We start from the raw sequence: 14,567 nt of genomic DNA on the forward strand, positions 1-14,567 counted from the left end.
GCACAGTGACGACGGAGGTAAGGCCGCATAATGTCCGACTTCCCGTTCCTCTCGGTGCTCACCGTGGCGCCGCTGGTCGGCGCCGTGGTGGTCGCCCTCCTGCCGCGCAGCCGGCCGACGCTGGCGAAGCAGGTCGCGTTCGGCTGGTCGCTGCTGGTGCTGGCGTTGTCGGTGGTCATGTGGCTGACCTGGCAGATCGACGGGCAGCGCTTCCAGTTCCGCGAGTCGTACCCGTGGATCCCCAACTGGGGCGTCAACTTCACCTTCGCCGCCGACGGCATCGCGCTGGTCATGCTGATGCTGATCGCGGTGCTGGTGCCGCTGGTGATCCTCGCCTCCTGGCACGACGCGGAGTCCTCGAAGCGGTCGGTGCCGGTCTACTTCGCGCTGCTGCTCGTCCTCGAATGCACGATGCTCGGCGTCTTCGCCGCCGCCGACGTCTTCCTCTTCTACGTGTTCTTCGAGGTCATGCTGGTCCCGATGTACTTCCTGATCGGCAGCTACGGCGGCCACCAGCGGCAGTACGCGGCCGTGAAGTTCTTCCTCTACTCGCTGGTCGGCGGCCTGTTCATGCTCGCCGCGGTGATCGGCCTGTGGGTGGTCGGCGGGAAGACCTTCGACTGGGTGGCGCTGTCCGAGGTGGACATCTCCACCGGCGCGGAGCGTTGGCTCTTCCTCGGATTCTTCATCGCCTTCGCGATCAAGGCGCCGTTCTTCCCGTTCCACACCTGGCTGCCGGACGCCGGTGGCGCGGCACCGGCCGGTGCCGCCGCGCTGCTGGTCGGCGTGCTGGACAAGGTCGGCACCTTCGGCATCCTGCGCTACTGCCTGCCGCTGTTCCCGGACGCGGCCCAGTGGTTCGCGCCGTGGGCGCTGGCCCTGGCGGTGATCGGCATCATCTACGCCGCGTTGCTGGCGGTCGGGCAGAACGACCTGAAGCGGCTGGTGGCGTACACGTCGATCGCCCACTTCGGCTTCATCGGCGTGGGCATCTTCGCGTTCACCACGCAGGCGGGCACCGGCGCCGTGCTCTACATGGTCAACCACGGCCTCGCCACCGGCCTGCTCTTCCTGGTGGTCGGCATGCTGATCGCGCGCCGGGGCTCGGCGCTGGTCAGCGACTTCGGTGGCGCTGGCAAGCTGGTCCCGGTGCTGGCCGGGGTGCTCTTCTTCGCCGGTCTCGCCTCGCTGGCGCTGCCCGGCACCGCGCCGTTCGTCTCCGAGTTCCTGGTGCTGATCGGGACGTTCACGGTCAACAAGCCGGTCGCGGTGATCGCCACGCTGGGCATCATCCTGGCGGCGGCGTACGTGCTCTGGATGGTGCAGCGCACCACGCAGGGCACCCTGAACCCGGCGCTGACCGAAATCGACGGCATGAAGCGCGACCTCAACCTGCGCGAGAAGTTCGTGGTCGCGCCGCTGATCGCGCTGATCGTGGTGCTCGGCTTCTACCCGAAGCCGGTGACCGACGTGATCAACCCCGCCATCCAGGCGACCATGGAGGACGTCGGCCGGACCGATCCGGCCCCGTCGGTAGACACCGTCCAGGAGGCGAGCCGGTGAGCGCGAGGAGTGAGCTTGCGAGCCCCGCAGTCGCGAACGAGAGGTTGGCACGATGAACGACTTCGTACTGCCGCCGATCGACTATGTGGCGATCGCGCCGATCCTGATCATGCTGGGCGCGGCGGTGCTCGGGGTGCTGGTCGAGGCGTTTGTGCCCCGGCGGTGGCGGCACCCCGTGCAGCTGCCGCTGGCGCTGCTGGCGGTGCTCGCGGCGCTGACCATGGTGGTGGTCAGCGCCGACAAGCGGCTGATCACCATCGGGGTGATCGCCATCGACGGGCCGACGCTGTTCCTCCAGGGTGCGATCCTCGCCCTGTCGGCGGTGGCGCTGCTGCTGCTCGGCGAGCGGGCGGTCGAGCGGGGCGGGGCGTTCGTCGCCCAGGCCGCGGTGACCGCCGACTCGCCGGACGACCGGCGGCAGGCGGAGAACGCCGGTGGCGCGGGCGAGGTGTACCCGCTGACCACCTTCGCCATCGCCGGCATGCTGATCTTCGTGTCGGCGAACGACCTGCTGACCATGTTCATCGCGCTTGAGGTCTTCTCGCTGCCGCTCTACCTGCTCTGTGCGCTGGCCCGCCGCCGGCGGCTGCTGAGCCAGGAGGCGGCGATGAAGTACTTCCTGCTCGGCGCGTACGCCTCGGCCTTCTTCCTGTTCGGACTGGCCCTGATCTACGGCTTCACGGCCGGCCTGGGTGACCGGGCCGCGGGCGTCGACTTCGCCACCGTCAACGCGGCCGTGGCGAACTCGACGGCCAGCCCGGTGCTCCTCTTCGCCGGTATGGCCCTGGTCGCCATCGGTCTGCTGTTCAAGGCGGCCGCGGCGCCGTTCCACGTCTGGACGCCGGACGTCTACCAGGGCGCACCGACGCCGCTGACCGGATTCATGGCGGCCTGCACCAAGGTCGCCGCGTTTGGCGCCCTGCTGCGGGTGTTCCACGTCGCCTTCGAGGGGGCGCGGTGGGACTTCACCCCGGTGCTCGGCGCGGTGGCGGTGCTCACCATGCTGGTCGGCGCCCTGTTCGCGGTGACCCAGACCGACATCAAGCGGCTGCTCGCGTACTCCTCCATCGCCAACGCCGGCTACCTGCTGGTCGGCGTGCTCGCGCCGGGCAGCGAGGGGCTCTCCGGCACGATGTTCTACCTGGTCGCGTACGGCTTCACGGTGCTGGCGGCGTTCGCGGTGGTGACGCTGGTGCGCGACGCCGACGGGGAGGCCACCCACCTGTCCCGCTGGGCCGGGTTGGGCCGGCGGTCGCCGGCCTACGCCTCGGTCTTCACCTTCATCCTGCTCGCCTTCGCGGGTATCCCGATGACCAGCGGCTTCACCAGCAAGTTCGCGGTCTTCGGCCCGGCCCTGGAGGGCGGGCAGGTGTGGCTGGTGATCGCCGGCGTGCTGACCAGCATGGTGCTGGCCTTCCCGTACCTGCGGGTCGTGGTGCTGATGTGGCTCTCCGAGCCCGGCGACACCACGCCGACGGTGGCCGTTCCCGGTGCGCTTACCTCGGCGGCACTGGTGATCGGGGTGATCGCCACCCTCGTCCTCGGCGTCGCGCCGGCACCGCTGCTCGACCTGGCCACCTCGGCCGCGGACTTCGTCCGGTAGCCGCAAGCCCTGACGATCGGGGGCCGGCCCGCAACCTGTGGGCCGGCCCTCGCCGCGTATCCCCGGTCCGGTGCAGGTAGAACGTGTGTGGCATGGTGGAGGCGTGGTGATTAGGGGTGGCGAGGGTTCAGGTGTCACCGGCTCTGGTGGACACCGGAGCCGGGCCGGCGCGGCTCAGTTCGGCGCGCTCGGCCTCTATCTCGCCGACCCGTGCACCGAGGAGTCCGTGCGCGGCGTGCTGGAGGCGGTCGAGGCGGAGCTGCGGGCCAACGTGGCGAGCGCGGACCCGTTCGTCACCGAGGCCGCCGGGCACCTGGTGGAGGCCGGCGGCAAGCGGTTCCGGCCGCTGCTGGTGGCCCTGGGCGCCCAGTTCGGCGAGCCGGCCCGGCCCGAGGTCGTATCGGCGGCCGTGGTGGTGGAGCTGACCCACCTGGCCACGCTGTACCACGACGACGTGATGGACGAGGCGCCGGTGCGCCGGGGCGCGCCCAGCGCCAACTCCCGGTGGACCAACTCCGTCGCCATCCTGGTCGGCGACTACCTCTTCGCCCGGGCCGCGGACGTCGCGGCCGAGTTGGGCCCCGAGGCGGTACGCCTGCAGGCGCGCACCTTCGCCCGGCTGGTGCACGGCCAGATCGCCGAGACCGTCGGTCCCCGGGCCGGCGACGATCCGGTGGCGCACTACCTGGGGGTGGTCGCGGAGAAGACCGGCTCGCTGATCGCCACCAGTGCCCACTTCGGTGCGCTGTTCAGCGGGGCCGCTGCGGAGCACGTGGCGGCGCTGGCCGGGTACGGCGAGACCATCGGTGTGGCGTTTCAGCTCTCCGACGACCTGCTCGACATCGCCAGCGAGTCGACGGAGTCGGGCAAGACGCCCGGCACCGATCTGCGGGAGGGCGTGCCGACCCTGCCGGTGCTCTACGCCCTCGCCTCGGACGACGCGGATGCCTCCTCCACGCGGCTGCGGGAGATCCTGTCCAGCGGTCCGCTGACCGACGACGCCCTGCACGCCGAGGCTCTCGGCCTGCTCCGCGAGAGCCCCGCGCTCAAGCGCGCCCGCGAGACCGTCCGCAGCTACGCCGAGGACGCGAGGTCCCAGCTGGACCCCCTGCCGGCGAACCCGGCCCGCCGCGCCCTCGAATCCCTCTGCGACCACATAGCCGACCGCACCAGCTAACCCCCCCCTCTCTCTCTCACCCCCACCCCCGATCGCCGAGTTGATCATGAGGTTAGCGGGCGGTTTGGAGATCAAACCGCCCGCTAACTTCATGATCAACCTGGAGTGGGTGGAGGGATGCGGGGAGCGGGGTGGGGGGTGGGGGTCGCTGGGAGGAGGCGGGTGGCGGTGAGCATGAGGGCGGCGGCGGCGAGCATGGCGGTCGCGGCCGTGAGCCACATGACCTGATAACCCGCCACGGCGGCCAGCGGGCCGAGCGTCAGCGGGCCGAGGCAGCCGCCGGCGTACACCCCGGTCTGGGTGATCGAGGTGGCGGCGGCCGGTGCCTGCGGATGTAGCTGGACCACCGCGAAGTTCATCAGCCCTGGCCACGACCAGCCCAGACCGAAGCCGAGCAGCACGCCGGCCACGAGCGGACCGGGCCCGGCGAGCGCGAGCAGCCCGAGCCCGAGCGCCCCGACGAGAAGCATGCCGGCGATCACGGAGATGTGCCCACCGGGACGGCGGTCGGCCAGCCAGCCGCCCCCGACCCGGGCCACGACGCAGACGGCGCTGCCGAGGGTCAGGGTGAGCCCGGCCATCCCCGGACCGAGACCTCGGTCGGCCGAGGCGTCGACCAGGAAGGTGCCCAGCGCGTTCGCCGAACCTGCGGCCAGCGTCGCGGCCACCCCGACGACGATCAGCGCCATGCTCGCACCGCCGGTACTGCCGGCGGGCCGGCGGGCCGGCTGCGGGCCCTGCGAGGGTACGGCCGGCAGCGTGGCCAGTGCGGCGACGGCGGCGGCCACGAACGCCCATCGCCAGCCGACGGTGAGCGCGACGGCGGGCACCGCCGCGCCGGCCAGCAGTGTGGAGACGGGGATGGCCGCCTGCTTGACGCCGAACGACAGACCCTGCCGGCGTGGTGGCACGTGCCGGGCGAGGAGGACGTTGCTGGAGAGCTGACCCAGCGCGTTCGCGGTGCCGGCCACCGCCAGCAGGGCGACCAGCACCGGGTACGACCGGGCCAGCGCCGCCACGGCGAGCAGGCAGCCCGCGGCGACCAGGATGCCGGCCCGGGCGGCCACGGCGCCGCCCCAGCGTTCGACCAGCGCTCCGGAGGGGACGGAGGCGAGCGCGCCGATCCCGAAGTAGACCGCCACGACGAGTCCCAGCCCGGCGGGGGAGAAGCCCAACTCCTCCCGCATCTGCACGGCGAGGCCGCCGACCAGGAAGACCGGTAGGACGCAGGCGATCGTGACGGCGACCGCGACGGCGCTCGCCCGGACGGGCCGTGCGGCTGTCTCCCGGGCAGGAAGAGGGGCGATGTGGGTCATGGTGGGGCCAACCTACGCCAGCCGCATCTTGACGACTGAAAGTGCGTTCGACCTCACATCACGGCTGAGATGACCTTGGATTCTCCACCCGATCAGGCGTTTCGCGGCGGGCCACTTTTTCATATGGTGTAAGTCCCCGGCGGCGGAGGTGGTTGTGCGTGACCCCCTGGCGGAACCTTCGGACCTGATCCGGAGTGTCTCCCGCGCGCTTCGAGTGCTCGAGTCGGTCGGTCGTGCCCCGCGTGGTCTGACGGTGAAACAGATCGCCCGCCGCTGCGAACTGACCGTGGCCACGACATACCATCTGGTCCGCACGCTCGCATACGAGGGTTACGTGATCCGTCGGGAGGACGGCACGTACATCGTGGGCCTGGAGGTGGCCGACCGCTACCGCGAACTGGTCGCCGCGTTCCGCGGCTCCCCGGTGATCGGGGAGAGTCTGCGCCGGGCCGCGCTGGAGACCGGCTGGAGCCATTACCTCGGCCGGTTCGTGGGCGGTCAGGTGGCGATCACCGCCGTCGCGGAGGGGAACCGCTCGCCGTACCTTGAGGATCTCGTGCCCGGGTTCGACGAGGGGGCGCACGCGACCGCGCTCGGCAAGGCACTGCTCGCCACGCTCACCGCCGAGCAGCGCCACCGCTACCTGCGCGAGTACGGCATGCGCCCGTTCACCAACGCCACCCTCACCACGCCGGAGGCATTCGAGGTCGACCTGGCGGCCGGGGAGCGGCGCGGGATGCAGTTGGAACTGGGCCAGTTCCGGCAGGGGGTGGCGTGCGCCGCCGTCCTCGTCAGCCCGGAGAAGGACATGGAGCGGCGGACGGTGCTGGCCTGCGCCCTGCCGGCCAGCGAGATGATGACCTCCGCCCGGGTGGTCCGGACGAAACTGCTCGCCGCGGCCCGGACGATCGCCGACGGCCTCGCCGCCGACACCTGACCCGGCGACGGGCCAGCCGTCTACCGGAACGGCCCTCTCCCTGGTGGGGAGAGGGCCGTCGCGGAGCGGCCGGCGCGGGCGCCGGGGCGGGGTCAGCTACCGACCGGTCCGCCGTCCAGCCGCCAGGTCACCACCACACCCGGCTTGGCATAGTCGCCGTCGGGCCAGGTGGAGGCCGGGTTCTCGACCGAGGCGCCGGTGATCTCGCCCGGGTGCTGCACCGCGACGAAGAGCGACCGGTTGTCGCCGGTGATGAACGGGCCGCAGGTCTCCGCGCCGTACGGCACGGTCAGGAACTGCTTCAGGTGGCCCCGCTCCGGCCCCTCGATCGCGGTGGCGAAGAGGCCGTCGTTGCTGCCCAGGGCGTTGCCGTCGGTGGAGATCCAGAGGTTGCCGGTGGCGTCGAAGGCCACGTTGTCCGGGCAGGAGATCGGCGAGACCTTGGTCTTGTCGTACCCGGAGAAGTAGGTGGACGGGTCCGCCGGGTCGCCGCAGACGATCGGCAGCGACCAGGTGAACGTCTCGGCGGTGTTGTCCCCCCGGTCCTCGACCAGTTCCAGGATGTGCCCGTGCCGGTTGGCGTTCCGCGGGTTCGCCTCGTCCGCCGCCGGGTTGCTGCCGACCCCCCGGTTGGTGTTGTTGGTCAGGGCCACGTACACCTTGCCGGTGAGCAGGCTCGGCTCGACGTCCTCCGGCCGGTCCATCTTGGTCGCGCCGACCTTGTCTCCGGCGAACCGGGTGAAGGTGAGCACCTCGGCGGCGGTCATACCGGCCACGTACGACCGGTTGCCGCTGACCAGCTTGATCCAGCGGCCCTTGCCGTTGAAGGCGCCGTCGCTGGGCAGTGCGCCGGAGCCGTCGATCTCGTCGGCGCTGGTCTGGTCGAGCCGGGCCACGTAGAGGGTGCCGGACTCCAACAGGGTCAGGTTGTGCTTGCGGGCGACCCAGGAGTCGCCCTTCATGAACTTCTTGTCCGAGACGAACTTGTAGAGGTAGTCGAAGCGCTCGTCGTCGCCCATGTACGCGACCACGTGCCCGGTGCGGGCGACGATGACGTTCGCGCCCTCGTGCTTGAACCGGCCCAGCGCGGTGTGCTTGCGCGGGCGGCTCTCCGGGTCGAACGGGTCGATCTCCACGATCCAGCCGTGCCGGTTGGCCTCGTTCGGGTGCTTCGCGAGGTCGAAGCGGGCGGCGGCCCGGTCCCACTTGCGGCTGCCGCTGGGGTAGCGCTCGGTGGTGCTGATGCCGTAGCGCGCCAGCCGGGCCTTCTCCGCCTCCGATACGGCGTCGCCGCCGACGAAGTACTGGTTGAAGTTCTCCTCGCCGGAGAGCACCGTGCCCCACGGGGTCACGCCACCGGCGCAGTTGTTCAGCGTGCCGACGACCGTGCGGCCCTTCGGGTCGGCGGCGGTCTTCACGAAGGCCGAGCCGGCGACCGGGCCGGTCAGCTCGAAGAGGCTGCTCAGCGCGTCGACCCGCCGGTTGTACGGGCGGCGGCCCGAGCTGACCGGTCGCCACTGCCCGGTGCCGGCCACCCGCTCGATCTCCACCACGGACATGCCGTGCGCGGCGATCGCCACCTTGACCTGCTCGACGGTGAGCGCGTCCTGGCTGGTGAAGCCGGGGAACATCAGGTCCTCGTTGGTGTACTCGTGGTTGACCACGAGCAGCGCCCGCTTGCCGCCCTTGTCCAGCGGCAGCACGCCGACGAAGTCGTTGTTGTAGCCGAACTGCTTGGCCTGCGCGGCGGCGGTCTGCCGGCGTACGTTGAACGCCGGTGCGCCGGGCACCACCGGGTCGCCCCAGCGGATGACCACGGCGTGGTCGTAGCCGTTGGGCACGACGAACGTGTCCAGGGTGTTCGGCGGGATCGGCTTGAAGTCCAGCGCCCCGCTACCTGGGCGACGACCGGCGGCGGGCGCCGGCTGCGGGACGGCGGCCGGGGCCGCAGCGGCGGGAGCGGCACCGGCGAGCGCACCGGCCGCGGCGCCGCTGAAGCCGAGCACCAGCGCACCGACCGCCCCGGCGCGGACCACACCGCGGCGGGTGACCTCGGCGTTCACCACGTCACCGAAGTACGCGTTGTCGGAGCTGTTGGGTACCGGGTGGTCACAGGCATTGCCGCAGCGGTACAGACAGGTCATGGCGTCGCGGCTGCCGTGGCGGGGAGTGCCCAGCAGCGGGAGCAGCCGGGGACGGTCGCTCATGGGGAGGATCCTCCTCAGGGTCGGTGCACGTCGGTGCAGCTCACCGACGCGTACCCGCCGGACGCTAGGGCGGCGCGGTGAGCGTGGGTCAGCGTCGATGTGAATCAGCGATGAACTCCGTGCTGGGAATCCCGGGTTTGAGCTGGGGATGAACCGATCGGGGTGACCGCACGTATCTCAGGTCGTAACGCCGCGCCCGCTCGTACCGAGAGCGAGGAGAGGACCATCAGCGACCACGACGCCCACCTGCTGCGCGCTCTGCACGACGAGCATGCCGAGGCGCTGTACGCGCACGCGTTGCGGCTGGTCAACGGCGACCGGCAGCGTGCCGAGGACCTGGTTCAGGAGACGCTGCTCCGGGCCTGGCGGCACCCGGAGTCGCTCGACCCGCGGCGCGGTTCGGTGCGCGCCTGGCTGTTCACCACGGCACGCAACCTCGCCATCGACGCCTGGCGGCGACGGTCCACCCGGGTCGGCGAGGTCTACACCGACGAGATCCCCGAGCCGCCGGAGGTCGTCGACGAGACCGAACGCGCGGTCGAGGCGTGGACGGTCGCGGAGGCGCTCAACCGGCTCAGTCCCTCGCACCGGGACGTGCTGGTCGAATGCTTCTACCAGGGGCGATCGGTCTCCGAGGCGGCCTCCCGGCTCGGGGTGCCGCCGGGCACGGTGAAGTCCCGCACCCACTACGCGTTGCGCTCCCTACGGCTGGTCCTGGCCGAGATGGGGGTGACCAGGTGAACCGCTGCGAGTTCGCGTACGACGACGGCGCGTACGTGCTGGGCGCGCTCTCCCCGACCGACCGCGCGGCCTACGAACGGCACCTCGTCGACTGTCCCGCCTGCCAGCAGTCCGTCTCGGAGATAGCCGTCCTGCCCGGCCTGCTCGGCCGGTTGGACCCGGCCAGCCTGGAGCAGTTCCTGCCACCGCCGGAGAACCCACGGGTGCCCGAGCTGCTCGGCGCCGCGCGGGACCGCCGGCGCCGCGAGCGGCAGGCCAACCGATTGCGGTACGCGGTCACCGGCCTGGCCGCGGCCGCGTTCGCCCTGGTGGTCGGCTTCGGCGTGGCCACCATGCTGCCGGGGCAGGTGCCGGGCGCGCCGGTGGCCCAGGTGCGGATGGTCGAGATGCAGCCGGTGGCCGGGTCGGTGCCGGTGCATGCCGAGATCGGGCTGAAGGGCACCAACTGGGGCACCGAGGTGACCATGCACTGCGGCTACGACGAGCGGGCCGGGTACGGCAAGGCGAACACCTTCCGGCTGGTGGCGTACGCCGGCGACGGCTCGGCGGAGCAGATCGGTTCCTGGCTGGCCGCTCCCGGCGACGATCTGCGGATCAGCGGCGCGACCCGGTTCACCAACGCCGAGCTGGTCCGGCTGGAACTGATCCGCGCCGACGGCACCCCCGTCCTCGCCTACGAGGTCCGCTGACCCGCCCGGAAGGCCGGTCGCCGGTGAGCCGACGCGGCACGGTCCGGTGTCAACGCGGGGCGGGCACGGCGCCCGGTGATCCGACGGCAGCGTCCAGGCGCGGCCGGCGGGCCTGCCGGGCGTGGCGGAGCGCGTCGGCGGTGAAGACGATCAGAGCGAGCCAGACCAGGGCGAAACCGGCCAGGCGGGCCGGTGGCATCGGCTCGTGGAAGATCAGCACGCCGCAGCCGAGCTGGAGGATCGGCGCGACGTACTGGAGCATGCCCAGCGCGGTCAGCGGCAGCCGGTTGGCGGCACCGGCGAAGAGCAGCAGCGGGATGGCGGTCAACGCGCCCGCGAGCACCAGCAGCGCCGTGTGCCCGGTCGAGACGTGGCCGAACGTGGCGCCACCGGTGGCGCCGAGCCAGCCGAGGAAGACCAGCGCGGGCAGCGACAGCACGGCCGACTCGACGAACAGACCCTCCGCAGCGGGCAGGGCGAGGCGCTTCTTCGCCAGGCTGTAGCCGCCGAAGGTGAACGCCAGGACCAGTGCGAGGTACGGCGGCCGGCCGTAGTCGACGGTGAGCACGGCCACCGCCAGCGCGCCCACGCCCAGCGCGGCCCACTGCGCCGGGCGCAGCCGCTCGCGGAGCACCAGCACCCCGAGCAGCACCACCACCAGCGGGTTGATGAAGTACCCGAGGGCGGTCTCCACCACCCGGTCGGAGTTGACGCCGTAGATATAGGTGAACCAGTTGACCGCGATCAGCGCGGCGGCGGCGCCGATCCCCGCCAGTGCCCGCGGCCGGCGCAGCAGGGCCCGCAGGAGGCCGATGTTGCGCATCGCGGCGAGCAGCAGGGCGACGAACGCGACGGACCAGACCACCCGGTGGGCAAGGATCTCCAGCGGGCCGGCCGGGCGCAGCAGCTTGAAGTAGAGCGGAAAGAAGCCCCACAGCAGGTACGCGCCGAGTCCGTACAGATATCCGAGGCGCAGTGGCGTCACGCCTTCACCGTAAGGGGCTAACGCGCCTGTTGCTCCTTGCTGGTGAGCGGGCTCACGGCCAGGTCACGGCGGTCGAGTTCCATCCACCGGTCGGCGAGCACGCCGGCGAAGCCGATCTTCGCGTACAGCGCGTGGGCGTCGTTGGTGGCCAGCAGGATGCGGCGTACGCCCAGCTCGGCCAGGTGGTCGCGGACCGCAGCCGCCAGCCAGGTGCCCAGCCCACGACCTCGCTCGGCGCGGTCGACATAGACGTCGCAGAGATAGCCGAAGGTTGCCCGGTCGGTGATCACCCGGGCGACGGCGACCTGCCGGCCGTCCGTCGGCCGGTACGCGCCGAACCCGATCGAACCGGCGAACCCGCGCGCGACCGTGTCGCGGTCACGCCCGAGGGCCCAGTACGCGTCCGTGGAGAGCCAGGTGTGCACCAGGTCCAGATCGAGCCGAGCGGCGTCCGTACTGATCGTGTAACCGTCGTCGCGGGTCAGGGTGAACATCCCGGTGACACTAGCGCGGCCGCAGGGTCCGTCTCCCGGGATGTGCCGGCGCTGCGTGACCTGCGGACCCCGGGCGGTCGCCGATGTGCGGTGACGCCCGGGGTCGCGGCGGCGGTGGGGAGGTGCCGGTGGTCAGTCGCGGTCGAGGATGGCGCCGAGGATCCAGGTGACGATGCCGACGAAGAGCGCGCCCAGCACCGCGGCCGGCCAGAAGCCGTCGACGTCGAAGGGCAGCCCCACCTGGTCCGCGATCCAGCCGGTGAGCAGGAACAGCAGGCCGTTCACCACCAGCGCGATCAGCCCGAGGGTGAGCAGGTAGAAGGCACAGCCGACGGTCTTGATGATCGGCTGGAGCACCGCGTTGACCACGCCGAAGATGACCGCCACGAGGAGCAGCGTCAGCACCGTCTCGGTGACCGAGTCCGCGTCGAGAGAGATGCCGGGGATGACCAGCGTGGCGAGCCAGAAGGCCACCGCCGTGGCGCCCACCCTGATCAGGAGACCCTTCAGAAAACCCATGGCGGGCATGCTGCCACGCCGGACGCGTGGGCGGAACCCGATCATCCGGCACGACCTGGCCGTCACCCCACCGCAGTGACCCACAGTTGCCCGCATTGTCCACAGGAGAGTGGGGAGGGGTAGCAGAACCGCGATCGTGTCGCTACTGTCAGCGACGAGTTCTCATTGGCCCGTCCCGCGTCGTGCTCGCCCTCCGGCGTCGCGGGTGGTGCGTTCACCGCAGGGTCAGCCACGATCGAGGAGACGAGGTGACGTCCGGGGTGTCCCAGACCCAGGCAGAGGCCGCGGTGATGCAGCAGACCGCGGCGAAGTTCGAGCAGACGGACCAGTCGTTGCAGTCGATGCTGAGCGGGTTGTTGGCCCAACTGGAGGTCCTTCAACAGGCCTGGCGTGGGGCTGGCGGGCGCTCGTTCGAGCAGGTCAAACAGCAGTGGGCGCAGGATCAGGCGAGTCTTCAGCAGGCGCTGCGGGAGACGGCGGGCGCGATCCGCACCGCGGGCACGCAGTACGACGCGTCGGACACGGAGGCGGCCGGCCGGATGGCCGCCACCAACCGCGGCGGGATCCAGCTGCCGCTCTAGGCCACGACCCAGGGGGAAGAATCCGATGGAGCACGGTGTGCTGGTCGTCAACTTCGCCGCGTTGCAACAGGCCAGCGCGGACATCCAGCGGGCGTTGAACACGCTCGACTCACAGCTCGGCCAGTTGGAGCGCGATGCGGCGCCGTTGGTCGCCAGCTGGTCCGGCGAGGCCCAGCAGGCTTACGAGCAACGCCAGGCGCGGTGGCGGAACGCCTCGCGGGATCTCCAGGCGATGCTGCGAGACATCAAGCTCGCGGTGGACGAGTCCGCGGCCGACTATCTCGACACGGAGAAGCGGAACGCCGGCCTCTTCCGGTGAACCCTTCTCGGCGGGTCTCCCGACCAGGGGTGACGCCGGTCCTACCGGGGCCGGCGTCACGCACTCGCGGTGCTCAATCCGAATCGGCTGGGCGCCAGCGGCGTCGGGCCCCACGGGGCACGACCAACGCCGTCACCGCGACGGCGGCCACCACCAGCAGCCCGACGGTGGCCAGCAGCAGTGCGCGTTCCCGGGCGGTGGCCCGGCGGTCCTGGCGCGCCAGCAGCGCCGGATCGGGCCGGTCATCCGCCAGCGCGGTCACCGGTTGCGAGCGCCGCGACGGACCGCCGCCGGCCTCGGTGACGGCCCGGTACGGGTTGAGCACCCCCGCACCGTGTCCACCGCCGGGGGCCGGGTCGGCGGTGCTGACGATCCGCCGGGCCACCTCGGCCGCGGTGAGGTCGGGGCGGTACTGGCGGAGCAGGACGGCGGTGGCGGCGACGAAGGGCACGGCGTAACTGGTCCCCTCGGCCCGATGGTGGCCCTGCCCGGGCGCGGCGATCAGCACATCGGTGCCGGGCGCGACCAGGTCCACGTGGGCGCCGGTCTGGGAGAAGTCGGCCCGCACCCCGTCCGCGCCGATCGCGCCGACCCCGAGCACCCCGTCGTACGCCGCAGGGTAGGGGAGCGGGTTGCCGTTGCCGTGCAGGTTGCCGGCGGCCGCCACCACGACCACGTCCCGACTGAGCGCGTAGGCGACCGCCGCACGGACCGCCGGATGGTCGGCGTACAGCACGACGGAGAGGTTGACCACGGCGGCGCCATGGTCGACCGCCCACCGGATCGCCCGGCCGAAGTCCTCCGGCGGGACCGAGCGTTCCGTCCCACGACCGTCCACGACCTGCTGCTCGCTGACCCGGACCGGCAGGATCCGAGCCTTCGGCGCCAGCCCACGGAAGGCGATGCCGTCGCGCGGTGCCGCGGCGATGATGCTCGCCACGCCGGTGCCGTGGCCGACGCAGTCGAGCCTGCCGTCACCGCCCGGGTCGAGCAGATCGGTGCCGGCGAGCACCCGGCCGGCGAGCTGGGGGTGGCGCGGGTCCACGCCCGAGTCGACCACCGCCACGGTCACCCCCGCCCCGGAGGCCAGCGGCGCGAGTCGTTCCGGCGCGTACCGCTGCTGCGGCCAGGGGGCGGCGGACACCGACCGGACCGGTACCGGTGGTGACGCGCAGGTCGGCGCGGCCCCGGCCGGCGCGGCGAACACCGCCGCCGTCGGCTCGGCCAGCAGGGCCGCGACCACCGGCCCGAGGGTCGCGAGAACAGGACGCGGGGCGCACCGGAACATCGACCGCCTCCGTATCGTGTCGACACCGGAACGGGATGTTATCGCTTCGCGACGCACCGGGCGGACCACCGCCCGCCTGGCATTGTGATCCTGTGGTCACCTTGTAGGTTGTAGGCGATACCGATGGCCTGTGCCGGGAGGAGGGGTG

14 protein-coding genes are annotated in these 14,567 nt (G+C 71.7%); 8 read left to right on the top strand and 6 right to left on the bottom strand.

Features of this window, described 5'->3' with window-relative positions; genetic code table 11:
* The first annotated feature begins 30 nt into the window (after positions 1 to 30).
* From O7615_RS15775 to O7615_RS15785, 3 genes are all read left to right on the top strand, one after another.
* Positions 31 to 1,563, top strand: a complete 1,533-nt coding sequence (locus O7615_RS15775) for an NADH-quinone oxidoreductase subunit M (RefSeq protein WP_278178383.1) — start codon at positions 31 to 33, stop codon at positions 1,561 to 1,563.
* Positions 1,564 to 1,615: 52 nt separating this feature from the next.
* The gene (nuoN, locus tag O7615_RS15780; protein WP_278178384.1) at positions 1,616 to 3,166 is read left to right on the top strand and encodes an NADH-quinone oxidoreductase subunit NuoN; all 1,551 of its coding nucleotides are present in this window, start codon (positions 1,616 to 1,618) and stop codon (positions 3,164 to 3,166) included.
* Positions 3,167 to 3,269: 103 nt separating this feature from the next.
* Positions 3,270 to 4,343 carry a polyprenyl synthetase family protein gene (locus O7615_RS15785; protein ID WP_278178385.1) on the top strand — a complete coding sequence of 358 codons (1,074 nt, stop codon included), beginning with the start codon at positions 3,270 to 3,272 and terminating at the stop codon, positions 4,341 to 4,343.
* A 95-nt stretch (positions 4,344 to 4,438) separates the two neighbouring features.
* On the opposite strand, the gene O7615_RS15790 is transcribed toward O7615_RS15785, so the two are convergent.
* The gene (locus O7615_RS15790) at positions 4,439 to 5,659 is read right to left on the bottom strand and encodes an MFS transporter (RefSeq protein ID WP_278178386.1); all 1,221 of its coding nucleotides are present in this window, start codon (positions 5,657 to 5,659) and stop codon (positions 4,439 to 4,441) included.
* 154 nt (positions 5,660 to 5,813) lie between these two features.
* Here O7615_RS15790 and O7615_RS15795 point away from each other — a divergent pair, with 154 nt between their 5' ends.
* Entirely contained in the window at positions 5,814 to 6,596 is a 783-nt protein-coding gene (locus O7615_RS15795; RefSeq protein WP_278178387.1) for an IclR family transcriptional regulator C-terminal domain-containing protein, read from the top strand.
* A gap of 92 nt (positions 6,597 to 6,688) precedes the next feature.
* Here O7615_RS15795 and O7615_RS15800 read toward each other — a convergent pair whose 3' ends face one another.
* Complete coding sequence (locus O7615_RS15800; RefSeq protein ID WP_278178388.1) at positions 6,689 to 8,803, bottom strand: PhoX family phosphatase; 2,115 nt, start codon at positions 8,801 to 8,803, stop codon at positions 6,689 to 6,691.
* A gap of 246 nt (positions 8,804 to 9,049) precedes the next feature.
* On the opposite strand from O7615_RS15800, the gene O7615_RS15805 reads away from it, so the two are divergent.
* A complete protein-coding gene (locus O7615_RS15805) occupies positions 9,050 to 9,544 on the top strand; it encodes a sigma-70 family RNA polymerase sigma factor (protein ID WP_278182114.1) in 495 nt (164 codons plus the stop codon).
* Positions 9,541 to 10,233 carry a zf-HC2 domain-containing protein gene (locus O7615_RS15810; protein ID WP_278178389.1) on the top strand — a complete coding sequence of 231 codons (693 nt, stop codon included), beginning with the start codon at positions 9,541 to 9,543 and terminating at the stop codon, positions 10,231 to 10,233. The genes O7615_RS15805 and O7615_RS15810 overlap by 4 nt, the downstream gene beginning before the upstream one ends.
* 49 nt (positions 10,234 to 10,282) lie before the next feature.
* On the opposite strand, the gene rarD is transcribed toward O7615_RS15810, so the two are convergent.
* The 3 genes from rarD to O7615_RS15825 form a co-directional block, all read right to left on the bottom strand.
* A complete protein-coding gene (gene rarD, locus O7615_RS15815; RefSeq protein WP_278178390.1) occupies positions 10,283 to 11,218 on the bottom strand; it encodes an EamA family transporter RarD in 936 nt (311 codons plus the stop codon).
* Positions 11,219 to 11,235: 17 nt separating this feature from the next.
* Positions 11,236 to 11,712: a GNAT family N-acetyltransferase gene (locus O7615_RS15820; protein ID WP_278178391.1), complete on the bottom strand. Its 477-nt coding sequence runs from the start codon at positions 11,710 to 11,712 to the stop codon at positions 11,236 to 11,238.
* Between the two features lie 132 nt (positions 11,713 to 11,844).
* Positions 11,845 to 12,231, bottom strand: coding sequence for a phage holin family protein (locus tag O7615_RS15825; protein ID WP_278178392.1), 387 nt, complete (start codon positions 12,229 to 12,231; stop codon positions 11,845 to 11,847).
* 260 nt (positions 12,232 to 12,491) lie between these two features.
* Between O7615_RS15825 and O7615_RS15830 the strand changes: the two genes are divergently transcribed.
* Together O7615_RS15830 and O7615_RS15835 are read left to right on the top strand one after the other, a co-directional pair.
* Positions 12,492 to 12,812, top strand: a complete 321-nt coding sequence (locus tag O7615_RS15830; RefSeq protein WP_278182115.1) for a WXG100 family type VII secretion target — start codon at positions 12,492 to 12,494, stop codon at positions 12,810 to 12,812.
* A 25-nt stretch (positions 12,813 to 12,837) separates the two neighbouring features.
* A complete protein-coding gene (locus O7615_RS15835; RefSeq protein ID WP_278178393.1) occupies positions 12,838 to 13,131 on the top strand; it encodes a WXG100 family type VII secretion target in 294 nt (97 codons plus the stop codon).
* 73 nt (positions 13,132 to 13,204) lie between these two features.
* On the opposite strand, the gene mycP is transcribed toward O7615_RS15835, so the two are convergent.
* On the bottom strand, positions 13,205 to 14,419 hold the full coding sequence (mycP, locus tag O7615_RS15840; RefSeq protein WP_278178394.1) for a type VII secretion-associated serine protease mycosin: 1,215 nt from the start codon (positions 14,417 to 14,419) through the stop codon (positions 13,205 to 13,207).
* Positions 14,420 to 14,567 lie beyond the last annotated feature (148 nt).

It is taken from the genome of Micromonospora sp. WMMD1082, from assembly GCF_029626175.1.
GTDB lineage: Bacteria > Actinomycetota > Actinomycetes > Mycobacteriales > Micromonosporaceae > Micromonospora.